Source organism: Brachybacterium tyrofermentans, from assembly GCF_039526165.1.
Taxonomy (GTDB): Bacteria; Actinomycetota; Actinomycetes; order Actinomycetales; family Dermabacteraceae; genus Brachybacterium; species Brachybacterium tyrofermentans.
In genome coordinates this window covers 179,444-199,574 of record NZ_BAAAIR010000038.1, presented here as the reverse complement: position 1 = coordinate 199,574, position 20,131 = coordinate 179,444, and the positions used below count along the sequence as shown (strand labels likewise).

The following is a 20,131-nucleotide window of genomic DNA, read 5'->3' as shown; positions in this document are numbered from 1 at the left end:
GGTACTGCCGCTCAGGCGGTGGCGATGCTCAGGCGGTGGGCTTGGAGGGCCACCACATGCGGTCGCCGATCAGGGCGAACAGCGAGGGCACCAGCACGGTGCGCACCAGCAGGGTGTCCAGCAGCACGCCGAGGCCCACGATCAGGCCCAGCTGCCCCAGCACCACCAGCGGCAGCACGCCGAGGGCGGCGAACACGGCCGCGAGCACCACGCCCGCGCTGGTGATGACCACTCCGGTGGAGCCGACGGCCCGCACCATGCCGTTCTTCGTGCCGTGCTCGGCAGCCTCGTGCCGGGCACGGTGGACCAGGAAGATCGTGTAGTCCACGCCCAGGGCGACCAAGAACAGGAAGGCCAGCAGCGGGACCGTCACGTCGAGCGCCGGGATCTCGAACAGCAGACGTCCCGCCCACAGGCCCAGGCCGATCGCGGCGATGGAGCTGACCACGTTGACCGTGAGCAGCACCAGCGGAGCGACCACGGCCCGGAGCAGACCCATCAGCACGATCAGCACCACGGCGAGGATCATCGGGGCCACGACCAGCAGGTCGCGGGTGGAATCGGCGCGCACGTCCATGGCGCTCGCCGTGGTGCCGCCCACCAGGGCGTCGGCCCCGGAGAGGTCGTGCAGGGTGTCGCGCAGGCCCTCGGCCTCGTCGATCGCGGCGGGGGATTCGGGCTGAGCAGTGCCGACGGCGGAGAGCACGGCCCAGCCGTCCGGGGTGGTGCCGGTGACCGAGGCGCGGTCGATGCCGGGCACGGTCTCGGCGGCGGTCACTGCGGCCTCCGCAGAGTCCTCGTGGACCACGATCTGGTGCGGGGCGCTCTCGCCGGCGCCGTAGTGCTCTGCCATCGCGGCGAAGCCGGTGGAGGACTCGTTGGCGGAGGCGAACTGCTCATCCTGCGACAGGCCCACCCGGGTGCCGATCAGGCCCGTGGCCAGCACGGCCATGATCAGCACGGAGATCACTGCGGCGAAGGCCGGGCGCTTGGTGACGGTGCGGGCCACGGCGGCGAACGGGCCGTGCTCGGTATCGTCACGACGGGTCGCGGCATCCGCCGAGGTGTCGGCCTTGGGCACGAAGGGCCAGAAGACCTTTCGTCCCACGACGGCGAGCAGTGCGGTCAGCGGGAACAGCACGGCGACGAGGGCGACGAGCAGGCCGGCCGCGGCGGCGATGCCGAGCCCGCGGGTGGCGGGCATGACGGCGGCCAGCAGGGTCATCAGCGCGAGCACCACGGTCACGTTCGAGGCGATGATCGCGGGGGCGGTGCGGATCCAGGCCGTGCGCAGTGCGGCGCGATGATCCTCGTGCCCGCGCAGCTCCTCGCGATAGCGGGAGATCAGAAGCAGCGCGTAGTTCGTGCCGGCGCCGAACACGAGCACGCTGATCACGCCCGCGTCGAAGGCGAGGGCGAACTGCTCGCCGAGCATCGAGATCAGCGCGCCGGCGGCTCCATCGGCCAAGGCCACGATCGACAGCGGCACCAGCCACAGGATCGGGGAGCGGTAGGTGAGCAGGAGCAGCACGGCCACCACGGCGATGGTCACGGCCAGCAGCGTGAAGTTCGCACCGGAGAAGGCGCCCCGGATGTCGGAGCCGACGGCCGGACCGCCCGTGACGGACACGGTGAGCTGCTCGGGGGCGGACTCGTCGGCTGCGGCGCGGAGATCCGTGATCATCGCGTCGATCGCGTCCTTGTCCGCCTCGGAGTCGACCGTCGTCATGACGAGATCGGCCTCGCCGTCCTCGGCGGGCATGGGGCCCACGGCGTCGCGGCCGGAGACCTCGGCGAGGTCCGCCGTCAGCGTCTCGATCGCCGCGGTGTCCTCGGCCGTCAGAGCGGCGCCGTCGTCACGGGTGACCACGGCGAACACCGGCTGGTAGCGGTTGCCCTCCATGGTGTCGGCGATCGCGGCGGCGCGCGAGGACTCCGAGGTCTCCGGCAGCGCGTCCATGCCGGCGGCGGGGCCGGCACCGCGCAGGCCACCGGCCATGGCCACGAGGAGTGCGACGAACACCGCGAGCATCACCCAGGCGGAGCGGCGACCGGTGAGGGCCCCGGCGATCCGCGCGGCGAGACGGCCGACGGGGCCGGCGGGGCTGACGGGGCCGGTGGGGCCATCGCCGTCGGGCGCGGAGCCCGCGTCGGGGCCGAGGCATCCCGCCGCCGACGGATCGGACGGGACGGGGTCACCGGATCGGTGACGGTGGGTGAGTGGTGTGGAGGCAGGCACTGTGGGTCCTTCGTGAGAAAGCCGCTGGTGGCGGGAAGTATGCGGTCCCCGGATCGGGTGCTTCCCACGCTATGGACGGGGCGACGGAAGGGGATCAACCATTCGATGTATTCACCGGGCAGCCGGGCCAACGGTCGGGAGTGCTGTCAGCCGTCGGGTCGGGCATGAGGCCGGGCGTGGGAGGCGGCCGTTACGCTCGCCCCATGACGCAGCGACACCTCGCCGGTGCCCGGATCCTCGCGCAGGGGCTCGTGGGCCCTCAGCGCTTCGTCGGGCCGGCGCAGGCCGCCCACGCGTTCGGGGCCCATCAGGGGCAGGACCTGCCCGGGGTGATGGCCTCCCTCGCCCTGCGCACCGGCGGCGACGTCGACGCGGTGCTCGCCGCCTTCGATCGGGGCGAGATCGTGCGCGGCTACCCGATGCGCGGCACGGTGTTCGCGGTCGCCGCCGATACCCTCGCCTGGCTCACCGAGCTGTGCGTGGGCGGTCCGCTGCGGGCGGCGATGTCACGGCGCGGTCAGCTCGAGCTCGAGGACCACCACGTGGGCCGCGCGCAGGAGGTGCTCGAGGAGATCGCCGCGGAGCACTCGATACCCGGCGTCGGCCGCGGAGTGCTGCGCAAGGAGCTCGTCGCCGCCTGGGAGGCGGCCGGGATCCGCACCGATCAGGGGCGCGGCTACCACCTGCTCGGCGAGCTCATCTCCTTCGGCATCGCCGCCTACGGTCCCTGGCGGGATGGGGAGACGGCCGTCGTGCTCGCGAGGCCCTGGCTGCCCGCCGGCACAGATCTGGAGGGGGCCTTCGGGGGCGACGAGGTCGCGGCCGCCGCCGAGCTGGCTCATCGCTACTTCACGACTCACGGACCGGCAGGGGAGCGCGACCTCGCCTGGTGGTCCAAGCTGCCGCTGCGCACGATCCGTGCCGCGATCCCCCAGGTCGCCGAGCACCTCGAGAGCGGCTACGCCGACAAGAACGGCCGCCTGCACACCACGGCCGCAGCGGCCCGCGGGGGTGATGGAGAGCTGCTGTGGTGGCGTCCTGGCCTCGCCGAGGAGTACGCGGCCCGGGAGAAGGAGACGATGGCGGAGATCCTGCTGCCGGGCTTCGACGAGCTCGTGCTCGGCTACCGCGACCGGCTCTACCTCCTGGACGCCGAGCGCCATCACGCGCTCGTGCCCGGGAACAACGGGGTCTTCAGACGTGCGGCGGTCCGTCGCGGGGAGGTCGTCGGCACCTGGACCAGGAAGGGGCCCGCCGGGAAGCGGACGCTGGACCTCACCGAGCTGCGCCCGGTCAGCGCCCCGCAGCGGAAGCGGTTCTCGACGCTCTTCGCGGCGTTCCCCTACACGGCGCCCTGACCCGTCGGCCCCGGGAAGGGGCGGCCCTCCCACCCACCAGCCGCTGACCTTTCGGCCCATCGGCCGCTGACCTCTCGGCCCCTCGGCCGTCGACCTGCCCGCCCGTCGGCCCGCCGCCGCGTTCCCCGAACCCCGAGGCACCGCAACGGCCCAGGTGCCCGTGATGGAATGGCCCCATGGATCGCCCCAGCTACGGCTACAGCGCCGAGGACAACCCGGACCCTGCGCAGCAGACGGCCCCCGTCTGCCCTCGCCACCCCGACCGGGTGAGCTATGTGCGCTGCAAGCGCTGCGAGCGCCCGGCCTGCCCGGACTGCCAGCGACCCACAGCGGTCGGCGTGCTGTGCGTGGACTGCGAGCGCGAGCTCAGCAAGCAGCAGGCCTCCTCGCGGCCCCGCAATGCGATGGGCGGCGGCATGGGTCGCCGCACGCCCTATGTCACCTACACCGTGATGGCGCTGTGCATCCTGGCCTACCTCGGCCAGACCTTCGTCCCCGAGATCGTGTACCAGCTCGGGGTGTTCGCACCCTTCCGCATCCTGGTCATGCCGTGGACCTTCTTCACCGCCGGCTTCCTGCACGGCGGAGTGATGCACCTGCTGCTGAACATGTACGCCCTGTACATCGTGGGCCAGTACCTCGAGCCGACCATGGGGCACGCCCGGTTCGCCGCGGTGTACTTCGCCTCGATCCTCGGCGGGCACACCGCCGTCTACCTCCTGACCGACCCGATGAGCAACGCCTGGTACGGCGGCACCCTCGGGGCCAGCGGCGGCGTGTTCGGCCTCTTCGCAGCCATGTTCATCGTGAACCGTCGCCTCGGCGGGCAGACCGCACAGATCGTGGTGCTCATCGCGCTGAACCTCGTCATCACCTTCACCGTCGACAACATCTCTTGGCAGGGGCACCTGGGTGGGCTCGTGGTCGGCGGCGCGCTGACGGCGGCCCTTTTCGCCCTGCGTCCGAAGGCGACGCCCGGCGTGGACAGGCAGGCTCTGGCCCGGCAGTCGGCCCTGCTCCACGGCGCCTGCGTGGCCGGCGTCGTGCTGCTGTGCGTGGTGGCGATCATCGTGAGGACGCTGACGCTGCCCGTCTGAGCGGACACGAGGGAGAGACCTTACCGAGTACGGGCTGCTGCAGCGATCACGCTGCAGCAGCCCGTACTCCGTCCCATGTCTGGTCGCGTCCTTGTCCTTGTCCTTGTCCTTGTCGTCTGTCTGGTCGCGTCCTTGTCCTTGTCGTCGTCCTTGCTCTCGTCCCCGTCCCCGTCCTCGTTCGCTGTGCCGGTCCGTGGGGCCGGGCGAATGACAACGGTGTGACTATCCCCAGTTGTGGACAACATTGGGGACGGACTGCGATCCGGTGGGGAACTTCCGCCTCGAGATGTGGAAAACCAGGGATGAGCTGTGGACAGACAGTGGGGACAGCCTGTCCGGCACCAGATGGCTGCGGGGCCTCCGCCGGTGATCCACAGCGTGCAGGTCCCTCCCCGGGCCCGATCGGAACGTCTGCGACCGCACGAATCCCGGACTGTGCGAAAGATCGCCGATTCAGCCGTGACCTGCAGTGACGACCGACTCATCGAGGAAGGGTCAGGATCGGGAAAGGCGCGGATCGGGCCGACGAGAGGGTTATCCCCAACGCCTGGCGCGACACGCCGCATGCGACGCCCGTACCTGCGGAACTACAACTCTGTCATTCATCCACCACTGTGGAGAGCGTTGTGGATAACCTCTGGATTCAGGCGTGGCCTCGTGTGGATGGGGTGTGATCATCCACCACGTGAGCCACTGTCCACAGCCCGAGCACCCCGCCGAGGGTCGCTCTGTTCACCGCCGCCGGGGCGTGGTACAGCCGTCGGGACGTGGTAGGACGTCGGACCGTGGCACGGCCGCCGGAACGTGCCATGGCCGCCGGAACTCGGTGCGGCGTGGATCAGTGCTCGGCGCCGCCGGTCCGTGCGATGTCGCCGTCGGTCTCCCGGATCGTCCCGATCATGGCCGCCAGAGCGGAGGCCGCCGCCTCCGGGCTCACCACGTCCGCCGATGGGACATGCACGAAGCCGCCGCGCACATCCGCCAGCTCGGGGTCCGTCGCGAGCAGATGCTGGAGGCGGTAGAAGACGTCGTTGCACACGTAGGTTCCGGCGGTCTGCGAGACCGAGCCCGCGATCCCCGCCTCGTCGAGTGCGGCGACCATCGCCTTGACCGGCAACCTCGTGAAGCGGCCGACGGGTCCGCCGGGCACCACCGGCTCATCGACGGGGGAGGCGCCGGCGTTGTCGGGGATGCGGGCATCGCGCACGTTGATCGCGACCCGCTCGGGGGTGATCCCGCCGCGACCTGCCGCGAGTCCCACGGCGATCACCAGGGCAGGACGATGTGTGCGCACGGCCTGCTCGAGCAGGTCCCCGGCCCGCTCGAACTCGACGGGCAGCTCGAGGGCCTCGACCCGCAGGCCGCTCTCGCGCAGCGCAGGCAGGGCTCGCGAGACCGCCTGCCAGGACTCGTTCTCCTCCGCCCCGGCGAAGGGTTCGAATCCGCTCAGCAGCACGTCGATCGTCATGGGCACAGCCTACGGAGCACACAGGGTGGGCGGCGTCGATGGCGGCTGCGAGTATTCGGGTGGGCGACGGCGGGACCCGGCGCTACCCTGGGGCGATGTCGCCCACGCCCGACCTCGCTGCCCTGTATCCGCCCTTCGGCCTGCGCCTGCGCGCGGGAGACCTCACCCTGCGCATGATGCGTGACGACGACCTGCCCGAGTACGCCGAGCTGCTGCGTCGGCCGATCTTCGCGGACCCCGACTCTCCGGAGGTCTTCCCCTGGTACCGGACCGATCCCGACACCCGGGTGCGGCAGGCGCTGCGCTTCAACTGGCGCCTGCGCGCGGGAGTCTCCCCGGAGGAGTGGGAGCTGCCGCTGGGCATCTGGGCGGGCGACCGGATGATCGGCTGCCAGGACATCCGCGCGGCGCGGTTCGCGGAGCGACGCACCGTCAGCACCGGCTCCTGGCTGACCCTCGATGCGCACGGCAAGGGCTACGGGAAGCTCATGCGGCAGGCGATGCTGGTCTTCGCCTTCGACCATCTCGGCGCCCAGCGGGCGGAGTCCTCGGCAGCGCTCGGCAATGCGCCCTCGTTCGCGGTCTCGCACGCCTGCGGGTACGTCGACAACGGCACCACGATGGGCCCGCAGCCGGGGCCTGGGATCGTCGAGCAGCGCTTCCTGCTCATCCCGGACCGCTTCGTGCGGCCGGCCGTGCCCGTCGAGGTCGAGGGCGTCACCGACGCGCTGAGGGAGCTGCTCGGCGCCTGAGCGGCCCGAGAGGCTGCTCAGCGTGAAAGCGTCAGCAATAGGCGGTGGTCGTCGTGGTGCGCACCGTCTTCGTCGTGGCCTTCTTGTGGGTGCCGCCCTTGTACGCGCAGGACTCGATGAGCTTGCCCTTGTTCGTGTAGGTGCGGGCCTTGTCCCCGGTGTTGTTCCAGACGTACCCCTTGTTGTTCCAGTACACGGTGCTGGCAGTGTTCTTGCCCTTGCCGGTGCGGATGGTGAGGGTCTTGCCCGGCTTGAGCTTCGTGCCCTTGGGGAAGGTGAACTTCTTCGGCCCGCTGTCACGGATCGTGTAGCCGGTGAGCGTGAGGGTCTTCTTCCCGGTGTTCTTCACCTGGATGTACTCCTTGGTGAAGTACGAGTTCTTGGAGTAGTCCTTGCCCGGCGGGTCGTAGTAGACCTTCACGATGTCCAGCGGCTTCTTCACCGCGGCCTCGGCGGCAGGCGGAGCGATCCCCACCATGCCCACGACGAGCAGGGCGGCAAGGAGGACGGCCAGAAAACGGGCGCGCGACACAATAGAGGAGAGCATGGGTGCCTCTGAGGGTGAGGGCGATCCGCGGGTGGCCGATCGGGACGCGACGATGCGCCCGGGGCTCCTCAGGATCGAGGTGGTTGATGATGGAAGCAATGTAACCCGTCCGGTGCCCTCGCACCAGAGATTCTGCGCACCTGCCCAGCGATGCGCGTCACAGCGTGTACTTTCTGGTCAGCTCCTCGCTCAGCGACCGTGCATCGACCCGGCGCCGGGGTGGGAGCCGACGCGATCGCGTCGACCCCCCACTCCGGATCACATGGAGTCCTGCCACGCCTGGTAGAGCGCCGCGAAGCGACCGCCCTGGGCGACGAGCTCCTGCGGAGAGCCGTCCTCGACGACCTCGCCGCCGTGCACCACGAGCACCCTGTCGGCGATCATCACCGTGGTCAGACGGTGCGCGATGATCAGCGAGGTGCGGTGCCCGAGGAGCTTCGAGAGCCCCTCCTGCACCATGCGCTCGCTGGGGATGTCCAGCGAGCTGGTGGCCTCGTCGAGGATCAGCACGCGCGGATCCGCGAGGAAGGCGCGCGCGAAGGAGATCAGCTGACGCTGACCGGCCGAGACGCGCCCACCGCGCTTGTTCACGTCGGTGTCGTAGCCGTAGGGCAGCGACTCGATGAAGGAATCCGCACCGATCGCGCGGGCGGCGCCCTCGATCTCCTCGCGGCTCGCCCCGGGCTTGCCGAGCGCGATGTTGTCCGCGACGGTCCCGGAGAACAGGTACGCCTCCTGGGTGACCATGACGATGTTGCGGGTGAGGTCCTTCATGGAGATGTCCCGCAGGTCCACGTCGTCCAGGCGCACGCTGCCCTCGGTCGCGTCGTAGAAGCGCGAGATCAGCTTGGCGACCGTGGATTTGCCGGCGCCCGTCTGCCCCACCAGGGCGATCGTCTGCCCTGCCGGGATGTGCAAGTCCATGGGCTTGAGCACGAGCGGACCGGACTCGGTGTACCGGAAGGCCACGTCCACGAAGTCGACCTTGCCCGATGACGTCGGCAGCGGCGTCGGGTTCTCCTTCTCCTGCACGTGCGGCTGCACGGCCAGGAGGTTCGCGATCTTCTCGAGCGCGGCCACAGCGGACTGGAAGGCGTTGTAGAAGTTCGCGATCTCGTCGACCGGCTGGAAGAACCGGCGTGAGTACAGCACCAGCGCGACCAGCACACCGACCTGCAGATTTCCGTCGAGCACCCGGAAACCACCCACGACCAGCACGGCGGCGATGGTCACGTTCGCGAGCACGCGCAGCGCCGGCTGGTAGATGCCGAACACGTTGATCGAGCGCATCGAGGCGTCGCGGTAGTCCTGGGCGAGGGTGTCGAACTCCTTCTGGTTGCGCTCCTCCTTGCGGAAGGCTTTCACCGCGCGGACGCCGGCCATGGCCTCGACGAAGTGCACGATCAAGCGCGCTGAGTGCGTACGGATCGCGCGGTACTCGATGCGAGAGCGCTTCTGGAACCAGATGGTCAGCAGTACGCAGGGGATCAGCATCGCCAGCATCACGGCGCCGGTCACCCAGTCCATCTTCACGATCAGCACGATCGTGAACACCATGGACAGGAAGGCGCCCACCATGACGTTGACGCCCGAGTCCAGCAGCTCGCGCAGGGCCTCCATGTCGGAGGTCTGGCGGGAGACGATCCGGCCCGAGGTGTAGTTCTCGTGGAACTCGAGGTCCTGGCGCTGCGTGAAGCGAAAGACCCGACGGCGCAGGGACAGCAGCATCTTCTGGCCGACGACGACGGACTGGCGCACGTACCCGAAGGTCAGCACGCCGCCGATGATCGCGGCGGCGACGTTCAGCGCCGCCGCCTGGACGGCGGGGACGGGGTTGCCCTCCATCAGCTGTGGAAGCCCGGTGTCGATGCCCCAGGCGATGATCGCAGGTCCCGCGACCACGGCCAGCTGCGCGACGACCACCATCAGGGCCATCAGCAGGAACTGCTTCTTGACCGGGGCGATCAGTTCTCCCAGCAGGGCGAAGGAGCGCTGCCGGGAGGCCTTGTTCTCGGCGGCGGTGGGGGCATCCTGGTTGTCGTCGTCCTTGTCCTGGTCGACGGTCGTGGCGCTCATCGCTGCTCCCCCTCTCCGGCGGCATCGCGGATCGCGGACAGCTCGAGCTCCCCGGTGAGGGTCTCGATGTCCTGGTCGCGGCGGGCTTCCTCCTCCTGGTTGGCGATTACCCAGCGGTAGCGCGGGGAGGTCTTCAGCAGGTCGGTATGGGTGCCCACCTCGATCACGCGGCCGTGGTCGAGCATGGCCACCCGGTCGGCGAGGGCCACGGTGGAGGTGCGGTGGGCGACGATCAGCGTGGTCGTCCCGTCGAGCACCTCACGGAGACGGCCGGTCACGGTCTCCTCCGTCCTGGTGTCCAGGGCGGACAGCGGATCATCCAGCAGCAGCACGGCGGGCTTGGCCGCGATGGAGCGGGCCAGGGCGAGGCGCTGGCGCTGGCCACCGGAGAGGCTCATGCCCTCCTCGCCGATGGGCGTGTCCACCCCGTCGGGAAGGTCGAAGGCGAAGGTCGCGTCGGCCGTGCGCAGGGCGAGGTCGAGCAGCTGCTCGCGCTCGTCCTCGGGGAGCATCGGATCGGCGCCCAGCAGCACGTTATCGCGCACGGAGTCGGAGAACAGGGTGGCGTCCTCGAAGGCGAACGCGGTGAGGGAGCGCAGAGCGATCAGATCCATGTCACGGATGTCGACGCCGTCGATCGTGACGGTGCCTCCGGTGACGTCGTACAGGCGCGGGACCAGCTGCAGCAGCGTGGACTTGCCGCTGCCGGTCACGCCCACCAGAGCCATGGTCTCGCCGGGGCGGATCTCGAGATCCACGCCGTCGAGGACGTCGGGGACATGCTCCGGGGCGTCCTCGTAGCGGAAGTGCACACCCTCGAGACGCACCGCTCCGAGTGCCCGGGCCGGATCCACGCGAACTGGGTGCTCCGGGGAGGTGATCCGGTTCTCCTCGTCCATGACCTCGTAGTGACGGTCCAGGGCGGTGGTCGCGTTGACGGCCTGACCCAGGAGCATGCCGAGCTGCCGCACGGGACCTACGACCAGGGTGGCGGTTGCGAAGTACGAGGCCAGCTGACCGGTCGAGATCGAGCCGCCCGCCGTGAGGTACAGGCCCACGAGCAGGGCCACGCCGAGCGCGAGCTCCGGGAGCATGAACATGAACATGTCGAAGCGCGCGATGGCGGTCGCCTTGCGCACTTCCGTCTGGCGCAGCTCCTCGGCCTGCTCGGTGAAGCCCTCCAGCGCCGACGGGCCGCGCCCGAAGGCCTTGAGCACGCGGATGCCCTGCACCGACTGCTCGATGGTGGTGGCCAGGTCACCGTTCTGGTCCTGGGAGGTGCGCGAGAGCACCGAGAAGCTGCGGTTGAAGCGGTAGGCGATCACGGAGACCGGAACTGCCGCGAGGAAGAAGATGATCGCGAGGATCGCGGAGGAGCGCCACAGCAGCGCCATGCCCACGATGACCGTGACCGAGCTGGTCACCGCCATGATCATGCCGAACGCGATCCAGCGGCGGATCTGGTTGATGTCGGTCAGCATGCGCGAGAGCAGCTGCCCGGACCCCCAGCCGTCGTGGAAGGAGACCGGCATGTTCTGGATCTTCTCGTAGAAGTTCACGCGGATCTGCTTCTCGACCGTGGTCGAGGGGGCCACGGCGAAGGTGCGCCGCAGCCAGATCAGGGAAGCTTCGAGCAGGCCGAGGCCGAGCACGATCGCGCCACCGGTCCAGATGGTGGCGGCGACGGCGTCGGTCGCGAGCTGGTCGACGAGGTATTCGAGGACCTGGGGGATCATCAGCGCCACGAGGGACGCGGTGAGGGCGCTGAGCAGGCCCAGGTAGAGGCGGAATCGGATAGGGCGGACCGTCTGCCAGAGGCGGCTCATGGTGCCGAGCATGGGGAAAGGAGTCCTCAGGGATTGCGCTGTCCCGGCGGTCGGGACGAAGTCTTAGCCTAGTCAACTATCCCGACGATCGATAGCGCATTACGGGCGCGTTGTGCATCGATCGCCGTTTCGACCGAATCCCTGCGCATCGCCCCGGCCTCGTCATGACGATCACGAGGCGGGGCGAGACGTCACCCGTTGGAGGCTTCGCTCCGTTCGCTCCGTTCGCTCCGCTCGACCCGTCGGACCCTCAGGATCTCGAAGACGATGCCTACGAGGAGCACCGCGGCGAGGAGTAGTCGGATCACCGGGGTCTCACCACTGTCCAGGGAGTAGGCCGCGGCGCTGAGGAGAATCCCGAAGGCGAAGCCGAGGACAAGACCGTTCTTCAGATTGCTCATCCCTCCACTGTCGGCCATCTGGCCGAGTGGGGGTGGGGCTTCTCAGACCTCGTCGGCCGGCTCGACCGGGCTCCACTCGCTGTAGGCGGCGTCGGAGAGCACTGCGGACGCGCCAGCGGCTGCCGCGGTCACCGTGAGCACGGCGGGCCAGGAGCCGATCTTCTTCGCGAGCGGGTGCGAGAGGCCGAAGCCGAGCACATAGGTCGCGCCGAGTACGGCCGTGGTCCCGGGCCCGCGACGGGCCAGCCAGGTGCGCCCCGCGTAGATCCCGGCGGCGGCAAGCACCACTCCGCCCAGCGGACGGATCCCGGTCTCCCGGGCAGTCAGCCAGCCGCCGATCAGTCCGGCGGTGACGACGGAGGCGGTGTTGACGGATTCGGCAGGCTTGATCGTGATGCTCATGGCCGGGAGCCTACGCCGGGCTGGTGTGCGGTCTCTGAAGCAGCGCGTCCTGATGGGGACTTGCAGTCTGACCGTTCCGCCGTTGCGTCCGGACGGGTGGGATGCCTGATCAGCACGTTGTGCGCCACCTCTGGGGTGTGCCGCTCTTTGCGCGATGACGTACCGTGAAATGCGCAGGAGGCTCTCTGGTCTCCCGAAACTGGGATCGCTCTCGATGTGTGGCTATTTGTTGGCGGCGTATGGCTCTGGTGCCGCTGAGCAGAGCGTCGGCCCGAGCTCGGTGGACCGCTGGAGCGCCCGGCCATGCGGCGAATCGGGCTAGCGTGGCTGAATGCGCACGTACACGCACCAGGTCACGTTCGGCTCCAGCCGGGTCCGTAAGCGGTTCATCAGGTGGCAGGACGGCGAAGCTGATCGCGAGTGGATGTGTCTGACGCTGCTGGACGAACAGGCGCCAGGGCTCGCGCCTAGGCCGCTCGAGCGCACCGTGGAGAACGGTGCACCGGTGATTGTCATGGAGCGCATCCAGGGTACTCCGCTTGGTATCGTCCCGCTGACTGATGCGCAGAACAGCGAACTCGGAGCTAGCCTGCGGCGTCTCTACGATGTGCCCCTTTGGGCGATTCGCGAGACCGGGCTGGAGGAACGGCGACTCGGCCCGACTTCCCTGGAGGAGCACGTGCGTCGAGCACTCAAGCAAGAGACCTCCTTGTCCAGTTGTCTCGACCCTGGCCTCGTGGACGCAGCAGTCGAACTGTCTCGATGTTTTCTCGGTAACGCTTCGGGGCCATCGGACGTGTCCCTGCCGGTACTGGGAATCGCCGATCTGAATCCAGCGAATGTGCTGTGGGACGGCTCGACATGCAGGCTTGTGGACTTCGAAGATGGCGGTCGCACACGGCCCGGGTTCGAGCTAGCGGACCACCTCGAGCACATCGCTGTACGGCCTCGGCAAATCTACGATGCAGATCTCCTGTGTCGAGCGGTAGGGCTTGCCGATATCGAGCAGCGGGAGTTCCTGGCATACCGCAAGCTATGGGCCATGTTCTGGTTGCACGCCCTACTGCCCGGGAACGGCGCTTTCCTGCGGAACACCCGTGGATCGACGGAGTCGCAAGCTCATTACGTGCTCGACCTTCTCGCCAACGACTCGCGAGATGAGTAGTACGCGCCCCCGAGCATTCGATGCTCTCCGTGCGAAGCCGCGAGCGCGGCCCCGGCAATCAATCCTGTAGCGTCCGCCGGATCTCTTGACCTACTGTCCTGCCATGGACGACGTCGCTCGAGCACTGGAAATAGCTGCGTCTCTCGGCGTTGAGGGAATCCGTGCGGAGGCGCTTCCCGGCGGGAACCAGAACCACGTCGTTCGAGTGCGATCGGTCGACGACGACATCGTCGTGAGATTCGCCAGGGCTCCCGAACGATCCGGAGACCCTTTCGACGTCGAGGCGTGGTGCCTGCGCGCTACAGCCCGGTCAGGCGTGCGGACGTCGGATCTTGTCGCACGGGGCAGGCTGGAGGGGCTGTCGTATCTGGTGGCCTCGTACGTTCCTGGCGAGCCTGCTGCACCGGAGGACCTGCAGGGATGGGAGGCCATCGGCGAATTCACCTCCGCACTGCGCGGCATCTCGACCCGCGACGCACCGGACGCCCTATTCTCGCGCTTCGGCCGAGACCTCGATGCGGCGTGGGAGCAGCACCTCGTCTACAACCTGGCTTCGCTCGAGCCTGACGACCCTCTGATCTCACTCGGCGTGTATCCCAGGTCGCGCCGGTGCGAACTGCGGGACGTCGTCGTCTCGGTCTCGACACGGAAGCTGCCTCAGGGCGTGATCCACGGAGACGCCGCGCATCGGAACCTCCTGCGGGACGGCGGCATCTACACGGTCATCGACTGGGGCGCGGCCTCGGTCGGGCCGGTGATGTGGGGAGACCTCGAGCGCATTTTCCGCTGGCACCGCCTGGGTGACAAGGAGTCCCCCGTCAGCGACGCTGCGTGGGAGTGCGTTCTCGAGGGTGCAGGGCTGAGTCGCACCGAGGCGGAGCCGGTGGTGCGCGATCTCGCCGCCGTGCACGCATTGGATGTCGTCCGCTGGGCCATCGACATACGCCCGGATCGCCTCGATGAGATCGTTGCCGACTCTCGAGACGTACTCGCCGCCATGATTTTCACGCCCGAGCGAAGCAGGAGCTGAGATGCACCTGGTGAGGTTGAATCGCTGTCGTCGACCTGCCTCGGAGATGTCATGCGTCCTCTGATCCTGAGCGGCGGGCCCGCTGTCGGGAAGTCGACCTGCGCCAACGCGCTCGCGCGCGAGCGCGAACGTTGCGCCGCGATCGACGTCGACGATGTTCGCCAGCTCGTCGTCGCCGGGGCGCGGACCCTGTGGAGCGGCCAGGAAGGCGAGGAACAGCTGCTCCTCGCAGCACGCAATGCCGCGACGATGGCTCGCAACTTCGAAGAGGAGAGCTACGACGTGACGGTCGCCGACTTCGTCACGGCTTCTTCTCTCGAGGTCTACCGCGAAGAGTTGCCCGACTGCTTCGTGGTGCATCTGCAGATCTCGTTGCCTGGCGCCCAAGAGCGCGCCAGGACGCGGCCCGTGTACTTGGTCGATCACGAGTTCGTCCTGCTCCACGACATGATCGCGACGCCACCAGAGGCCGATCTCGTCATCGACGTCGAGGGAATGACCCGGGAGGTCCAACTCGAGCAGATCCGCGCCGCTTGGATCTCTGCCCAGTAGCGGTGGAAGGTAGCTCAATTGAACGGTGCAGGTTCCGGCGTCACCGCACCACGGCGATGCCGTGCGCGGGCACCACGCCCGGTGCAGCCGGGCCCACGGCGTCGAGCATGTCGGCGCCGCTGACGGACTCGACCACCTCGCCGGGGGCGGGCCGGTCCTCGTCGCCGAGGTTCAGCACGAGGGTGAGCGCTGAGTGCTCGCCGCCGTCGCTGTCACCGCCGCCGCGCGGGCTCAGCACGATCTCGGCATAGGTGTTCTCGAGGGTCTCCTCGCGCACCGCGACGGATGCCTGGGCGAGCCATGGCTCGCGCCGGCGCAGGGAGAGCAGCCGCTGGTGCACCTCGAGGATCCTCGGGGACGCCTCGGGGCGCAGCACTGCAGGATGGGTTCCGGCGGCGGACTCGGCAGGGTCCTCGGGGAACGACGGGCGCACCGCGTCGTCGCCGCCGGCGCGCTCCTCCTTGATCCCGGTGGCCCCGAACTCGTCCCCCGCGTAGACAGCAGGGATGCCGGGCAGCAGGGCCAGCAGTGCATAGGCGGCGGCGAGGTCTCGGCCGTCGGTGAGCTGGGAGGCGATGCGGGTGGTGTCGTGGTTGCCCACGAAGGTCAGCGGGTGCGCGCCCCCGTCAGCCTCGAGGAACTCCTGATGGCGACCCAGCGCGTGGGCCAGCTCGAAGAGGTTCTCGTCGCGCAGCGCGGACCAGATCGCCTTCCACAGCTCGTACTGGGTGACCGAGTCCGCGCCGGAGGCCGCGGCGAACGCGGGATAGTCGCCGTGGATGACCTCGCCGAGGATCCATGCGTCGGGGTGCGCGGCGCGCACGCGCTCGATGATCGTCGCCCAGGCGTCGGCCCCCGCGGCGTACATCGCATCCAGCCGCCAGCCGTCGACCCCGCGGTCCAGCCACAGGCACATGACGTCCACGATCGCGTCCTGCACCACGGAGTCACCGAGCTCCAGCTCCACCAGGTCGGCGTTGCCCTCGAACCCGTAGGGCTGGTCCCCGGACCAGCGAATATGGGCGCCCTCGGGGCTGCCCGGGCCGGTGGATATCGCCCGACGCGCCACCGGATGCTGATCGGAGACATGGTTGAACACGCCGTCGAGCACGAGGTGGATGCCCCGTTCCCGGCAGGCCGCGATCAGCGCCTCGAAGTCCGCGTCGTTCCCCAGGCGCGGATCGAGGCGGCGATGGTCGAGGGTGTCGTAGCCGTGGGAGACGGAGTCGAAGATCGGGTTGAGGACCAGCACGTTCGCGCCGAGGCCCACGAGATGGTCGAGCCACCCGGTCAGGCGTCGCAGCCGGTGCACGACGTTCTCGCCATCCGCGCCGCCGTAGCCCTCCCCGCCCAGGTCCTCGCGGTGCTGGGGCGCGCCGCAGAAGCCCAGCGGGTAGACCTGCCAGCAGATCGCGTCGCGGATCCAGCTCGGTGCGGACGGCGCAGTCGTGTTCATGCGCCCATCGTAGGCGGGACGTGGTCGAGGGGCACTGCTTCAATGGGCACTGCGCCGGATCCACCTCGCGGCGCCCCTCGACCCCTGGAGTGATCACCGATGATCCGCATGCGCACCGACTTCTTCGCCGAATCCCTCGGCATGGGCACCTCGATGGTGGTGCTGATGCCGCAGGCCGCCTCCGGGATCGGCATGGAGGGGGCCGACGGGGGCCAGGCCCCGGGCGACGCCGTGCCGGTGCTCTACCTCCTGCACGGACTCAGCGACGACTGCACGATCTGGGAGCGCCGCACCTCGATCGAGCGGTATGCGACCGAGAAGGGCATCGCTGTGGTGATGCCGGAGGTGCGGCGCTCCTTCTACTGCGACGAGGAGGCGGGGGAGAAGTACTGGACCTTTGTGGTCGAGGAGCTCCCGGAGCTGGTCGCGCGCACCTTCCACGTGTCCACCGCCCGCGAGGACACCTTCGTAGCGGGCCTGTCCATGGGAGGGTTCGGCGCGTTCAAGCTGGCTCTGAACCATCCGGATCGCTTCGCCGCCGCCGCGAGCCTCTCCGGCGCGATCGACCTGCTCTCGATGGACCTCAGCGCCCGTGATGCGGCCTTGGCGCCGCGCATCTGGGGAGATCGCGATCTCGCGGGCACCACCGATGACCTGCTCGGCCTGGTCGGCTCCGTCGACCCGCAGTCGCTGCCCGCGCTGTTCCTGGACTGCGGCACCGAGGACGGCCTGCTCGAGCAGAACCGGCGCTTCATCGACGCCGCCGAGCAGCACAGCGTGGACCTCACCTCGCGACTGCGCCCCGGCGACCACGCCTGGGAGTTCTGGGACCAGGGCATCCAGGACGTCCTGGACTGGCTGCCGATCCGCGGGTGAGAGGACCGGGCCCCGTGCGGACCAAGGTGGGGACGGAGCGGAGCAGTAACGGAGCGGGGCCGGTCACGTGCGGGCTGGGACGCGTCAGCGCCCGGGCCGGGCGTACAGCTGCTGCGCCTTCTCCCGGCTCACCGGCTTCGCGAGGCCGACGATTCCCATCACGATGGCCGTGATCGGCCCGGCGATCACGACCCACACTCCGAGTGGGGCCACGATGAACACGGGCCACACGGCATCGTCGGCGACGACGCCTGCATCGATCAGCGGCAGGAGGATCCCGAACACGAACGTGAAGAACAGGATCGTGGCGAGCAGCGAGATCCCGCCGAAGATCGCCGCGCGGGTCCCCACCGACCGCGCCACCGGATTCTTCCGACGCTGGAGCAGCCCGGTGATCAGCATCGCGAGCGAGGGGGCGAGGATCGAGAGCCCAGGGATCCCCAGCAGTCCGAGGAGCCCGAGCGACCAGGCGATCCGCCCGTCTCGGCCGACGGTGGTCGGGAAGTGCTCCGGGCGCATCTCGTGGGCCGCGGGGTGCACCGCCCAGGCCTGCGGCGGCACCGGCCCGACCTGCTGGGAGGCGTCGGACGAGTACGCGGGGTCCTGCGGGGCTCCGGGCACGGGGGGATTCGACATGCGGTCAGAGTAGACGGACCCGCGCGGACATCCCGCCACGCGATACGGGCGCCAGCGCTATTCCCCGGCTCGACGCTCAGCCGCCGACGACGGCGACCACTGCGGCGACCAGCCACACTGCCACATTGGCGACGAGGGATCGGGCGCCGACCGGATGGGCGTTGACCGCGGCCCGCCCGGTCAGGCCGTCGGCCGCCGGAGCCGGACGGTGCCAGGTGCGCCACGTCGCCACCCCCGCGCCGGCGGCGCACAGCGTCAGCACCGCCCACCAGGCGATCGCCATCCACCCCGTGATCGGGAGCACCAGCGAGGCGACGATGAGCAGTACTCCCGCGCCGCACGCCTCGAGCACCACCCGGCCCGGATGCGTCCAATGCCGCAGCTGGGCGACGGCCGCGGGGACCATCATCACCAGGAGGAACAGGGGGACGACAAGGGTGAGGAGCAGGTTCACAGCGAAACGCTCCCGTCGAGGATCCCGGCCCCGAGCTCGTCCGGGGAGAGCGCGGAATCCGTCATCAGCACCACCCCGCGGCCGGAGTCCTGGTTGAACCCGCAGAACGCTGCGAATCCACCGGTCATGCCGTTGTGCTGGACGAGGGACTCCCCGGCGTCGGTGGTGCGCAGGCTCCACACGATCCCGACCGCGCTGTCCTCGCCGCGCTCGACCAGGGGTTCCAGGCCCGCGGCCCCAGGATTGGAGCCGTCCTGCATCGACGCGAGGTAGAGCGCCATGTCGTGCCCGGTGGAGCGGATCCCGCCCGCCGGGCCGTAGCCGTGCATGGTCCAGGCGCCGGCGGAGAGCCCCGATCGGCCATGGCCCCGCGGGGCGTCGGTCCCGATCTCGTCGAGGCGGAACGGGGCCCTCGTCGACGTCATCCCCAGCGGGTCGAGCAGGCGGGAGCGCAGGAGTTCCTGCCAGCTGACGCCGGTCTGCGTGGCGAGCAGCTGGCCGAGGAAGGCGACCCCGAGATTCGAGTAGGCGTACTCCCCGCGATCGGAGAGCGACGCATCCAGAGCGGCGTCGATCACCCCGTCGACCGAGGAGCCGGAGTAGGGGTCCTTGCGCAGAAAGTTGATCGGCAAACTGGCAAGCACTCTCGTCAGAGGCAGCCGCGGCAGCCCCGAGGACTGCGAGGCGATCTCGGCGAGGGTCACGTCGGACGCCTCGGAGCCTGCGGCGCGCTCGCCGAGGATCTCGGCGACCGTGGTCTCCAGGGAGACGTCGCCGCGGTCGACGGCGTCCATCAGGAGCGCGCCGGTGAAGGTCTTGGTGACGGAGCCGATCTCGAACTCCGTGGTCTCGTCGGCCCCGAATCCGGCGAACCGCTGCTGGCCCCCGTCGGAGACCACGGCGGAGACGTGGCGATGGCCGCCGAGGTGCGGGCGCAGCGCAGCGGCGAGCTCCGCGTCGCCGTGGACGTCTCCGAGTCGGGCCGGGCGAGGGCCGGCGGCGAGCCCGGTGAGGGCGAGGATCGCGCCTGCTCCGGCGGCGCCGGCGAGCGCGGTGCGGCGCGTGGCGGCCCGGGTCGGCGGGGTCGTCGTCGGCGCGGGGTCGGCGAGGTGAGGGTCAGATGGCTGGTCGTCGAGCGGTGAGCTCATGGTCATCCTTTCTCGAGGGCGGTGATGATCGCCAGCAGCGGGACCACCCGGGAGGCGGGGATGCTCCAGCTGCCGCGGCGCGGGGACATCGCCCAGCCGCCGCTCTGCAGGGCGGAGAGGTGGTGGTAGGCGACGCCGGTGGAGCCGAGCTCGAGCTCGTCGACGATCTGCGCGACGGTGTGCTCGCCGTCCAGGAGACGGCGCAGGATCGCCAGGCGCAGCGGATGACCGAGCGCCGCGACGGGCTCGGCGTGCTCCGCCCAGTCGGCGGCCAGCAGGTGCTCGACGGGCCGGCCCCATTGGTACTCGAGGTGTCCGAGCCCGACGTCGATGGCGCCCGCGAACACCACGGCGCCGGGGGAGGGTTCGTGCTCCTTGAGGGCGGTCAGGGCCCAGAACGGATCCGCGACGTCGGTGCCTCCTGCGGCTCCGCTGTCTCCTGTGCTTCCAGCGGATCCAGCGGATCCCGAGGTTCCGGTGGCCCCAGTGCTCTCGGCGCCGGTCGACGCGGAGCTCGGGGCCGACAGGGGAGCGCTCGGGGCGCGGTCCTCGAGCTCGTGCACCCGCGACTCGAGGGCTTCGAGGCGGGCGAGCAACAGGTCGGCAGGTGAGTTCTGAGCCATGGTGTCCCTCTCCGGTGCGGATACT

19 protein-coding genes are annotated in these 20,131 nt (G+C 69.6%); 7 read left to right on the top strand and 12 right to left on the bottom strand.

What is annotated here, in order from left to right:
- Positions 1 to 28 precede the first annotated feature (28 nt).
- Complete coding sequence (locus ABD093_RS10515; RefSeq protein ID WP_343924320.1) at positions 29 to 2,239, bottom strand: MMPL family transporter; 2,211 nt, start codon at positions 2,237 to 2,239, stop codon at positions 29 to 31.
- A 203-nt stretch (positions 2,240 to 2,442) separates the two neighbouring features.
- Between ABD093_RS10515 and ABD093_RS10510 the strand changes: the two genes are divergently transcribed.
- Positions 2,443 to 3,597, top strand: coding sequence for a DNA glycosylase AlkZ-like family protein (locus tag ABD093_RS10510; protein ID WP_343924319.1), 1,155 nt, complete (start codon positions 2,443 to 2,445; stop codon positions 3,595 to 3,597).
- A 176-nt stretch (positions 3,598 to 3,773) separates the two neighbouring features.
- A complete protein-coding gene (locus tag ABD093_RS10505) occupies positions 3,774 to 4,694 on the top strand; it encodes a rhomboid family intramembrane serine protease (RefSeq protein WP_343924318.1) in 921 nt (306 codons plus the stop codon).
- 838 nt (positions 4,695 to 5,532) lie between these two features.
- On the opposite strand, the gene ABD093_RS10500 is transcribed toward ABD093_RS10505, so the two are convergent.
- On the bottom strand, positions 5,533 to 6,162 hold the full coding sequence (locus tag ABD093_RS10500; RefSeq protein ID WP_343924317.1) for a pyroglutamyl-peptidase I: 630 nt from the start codon (positions 6,160 to 6,162) through the stop codon (positions 5,533 to 5,535).
- A gap of 95 nt (positions 6,163 to 6,257) precedes the next feature.
- On the opposite strand from ABD093_RS10500, the gene ABD093_RS10495 reads away from it, so the two are divergent.
- Positions 6,258 to 6,914, top strand: a complete 657-nt coding sequence (locus tag ABD093_RS10495) for a GNAT family N-acetyltransferase (protein ID WP_343924315.1) — start codon at positions 6,258 to 6,260, stop codon at positions 6,912 to 6,914.
- A 31-nt stretch (positions 6,915 to 6,945) separates the two neighbouring features.
- Here ABD093_RS10495 and ABD093_RS10490 read toward each other — a convergent pair whose 3' ends face one another.
- The 5 genes from ABD093_RS10490 to ABD093_RS10470 all read right to left on the bottom strand — a co-directional run bounded on the left by ABD093_RS10490 (position 6,946) and on the right by ABD093_RS10470 (position 12,166).
- Positions 6,946 to 7,461, bottom strand: coding sequence for a lamin tail domain-containing protein (locus tag ABD093_RS10490; protein WP_343924313.1), 516 nt, complete (start codon positions 7,459 to 7,461; stop codon positions 6,946 to 6,948).
- Positions 7,462 to 7,719: 258 nt separating this feature from the next.
- Entirely contained in the window at positions 7,720 to 9,537 is a 1,818-nt protein-coding gene (locus tag ABD093_RS10485; RefSeq protein WP_343924311.1) for an ABC transporter ATP-binding protein, read from the bottom strand.
- Positions 9,534 to 11,375: an ABC transporter ATP-binding protein gene (locus ABD093_RS10480; RefSeq protein WP_343924309.1), complete on the bottom strand. Its 1,842-nt coding sequence runs from the start codon at positions 11,373 to 11,375 to the stop codon at positions 9,534 to 9,536. The genes ABD093_RS10485 and ABD093_RS10480 overlap by 4 nt, the downstream gene beginning before the upstream one ends.
- 179 nt (positions 11,376 to 11,554) lie before the next feature.
- Positions 11,555 to 11,764 (bottom strand): hypothetical protein, encoded by a 210-nt coding sequence (locus tag ABD093_RS10475; protein WP_343924307.1) that lies wholly within the window; start codon positions 11,762 to 11,764, stop codon positions 11,555 to 11,557.
- A gap of 42 nt (positions 11,765 to 11,806) precedes the next feature.
- Complete coding sequence (locus ABD093_RS10470) at positions 11,807 to 12,166, bottom strand: hypothetical protein (RefSeq protein WP_343924305.1); 360 nt, start codon at positions 12,164 to 12,166, stop codon at positions 11,807 to 11,809.
- A 331-nt stretch (positions 12,167 to 12,497) separates the two neighbouring features.
- Here ABD093_RS10470 and ABD093_RS10465 point away from each other — a divergent pair, with 331 nt between their 5' ends.
- The 3 genes from ABD093_RS10465 to ABD093_RS10455 all read left to right on the top strand — a co-directional run bounded on the left by ABD093_RS10465 (position 12,498) and on the right by ABD093_RS10455 (position 14,913).
- A complete protein-coding gene (locus ABD093_RS10465; RefSeq protein WP_343924303.1) occupies positions 12,498 to 13,331 on the top strand; it encodes an aminoglycoside phosphotransferase family protein in 834 nt (277 codons plus the stop codon).
- Positions 13,332 to 13,434: 103 nt separating this feature from the next.
- Entirely contained in the window at positions 13,435 to 14,361 is a 927-nt protein-coding gene (locus tag ABD093_RS10460) for a phosphotransferase (RefSeq protein WP_343924301.1), read from the top strand.
- A 51-nt stretch (positions 14,362 to 14,412) separates the two neighbouring features.
- Positions 14,413 to 14,913 carry a hypothetical protein gene (locus ABD093_RS10455; protein ID WP_343924300.1) on the top strand — a complete coding sequence of 167 codons (501 nt, stop codon included), beginning with the start codon at positions 14,413 to 14,415 and terminating at the stop codon, positions 14,911 to 14,913.
- A gap of 40 nt (positions 14,914 to 14,953) precedes the next feature.
- Here ABD093_RS10455 and ABD093_RS10450 read toward each other — a convergent pair whose 3' ends face one another.
- Entirely contained in the window at positions 14,954 to 16,369 is a 1,416-nt protein-coding gene (locus ABD093_RS10450; protein WP_343924299.1) for an alpha-amylase family glycosyl hydrolase, read from the bottom strand.
- A 99-nt stretch (positions 16,370 to 16,468) separates the two neighbouring features.
- Here ABD093_RS10450 and ABD093_RS10445 point away from each other — a divergent pair, with 99 nt between their 5' ends.
- Entirely contained in the window at positions 16,469 to 17,245 is a 777-nt protein-coding gene (locus tag ABD093_RS10445) for an alpha/beta hydrolase (RefSeq protein WP_343924297.1), read from the top strand.
- An 84-nt stretch (positions 17,246 to 17,329) separates the two neighbouring features.
- On the opposite strand, the gene ABD093_RS10440 is transcribed toward ABD093_RS10445, so the two are convergent.
- From ABD093_RS10440 to ABD093_RS10425, 4 genes are all read right to left on the bottom strand, one after another.
- Complete coding sequence (locus tag ABD093_RS10440) at positions 17,330 to 17,881, bottom strand: hypothetical protein (protein ID WP_343924295.1); 552 nt, start codon at positions 17,879 to 17,881, stop codon at positions 17,330 to 17,332.
- Between the two features lie 76 nt (positions 17,882 to 17,957).
- Positions 17,958 to 18,335: a hypothetical protein gene (locus tag ABD093_RS10435; RefSeq protein ID WP_343924293.1), complete on the bottom strand. Its 378-nt coding sequence runs from the start codon at positions 18,333 to 18,335 to the stop codon at positions 17,958 to 17,960.
- Positions 18,332 to 19,483, bottom strand: coding sequence for a serine hydrolase domain-containing protein (locus tag ABD093_RS10430; protein ID WP_343924291.1), 1,152 nt, complete (start codon positions 19,481 to 19,483; stop codon positions 18,332 to 18,334). The genes ABD093_RS10435 and ABD093_RS10430 overlap by 4 nt, the downstream gene beginning before the upstream one ends.
- A gap of 2 nt (positions 19,484 to 19,485) precedes the next feature.
- Positions 19,486 to 20,106, bottom strand: coding sequence for a helix-turn-helix domain-containing protein (locus ABD093_RS10425; RefSeq protein WP_343924289.1), 621 nt, complete (start codon positions 20,104 to 20,106; stop codon positions 19,486 to 19,488).
- Between the last annotated feature and the right edge of the window lie 25 nt (positions 20,107 to 20,131).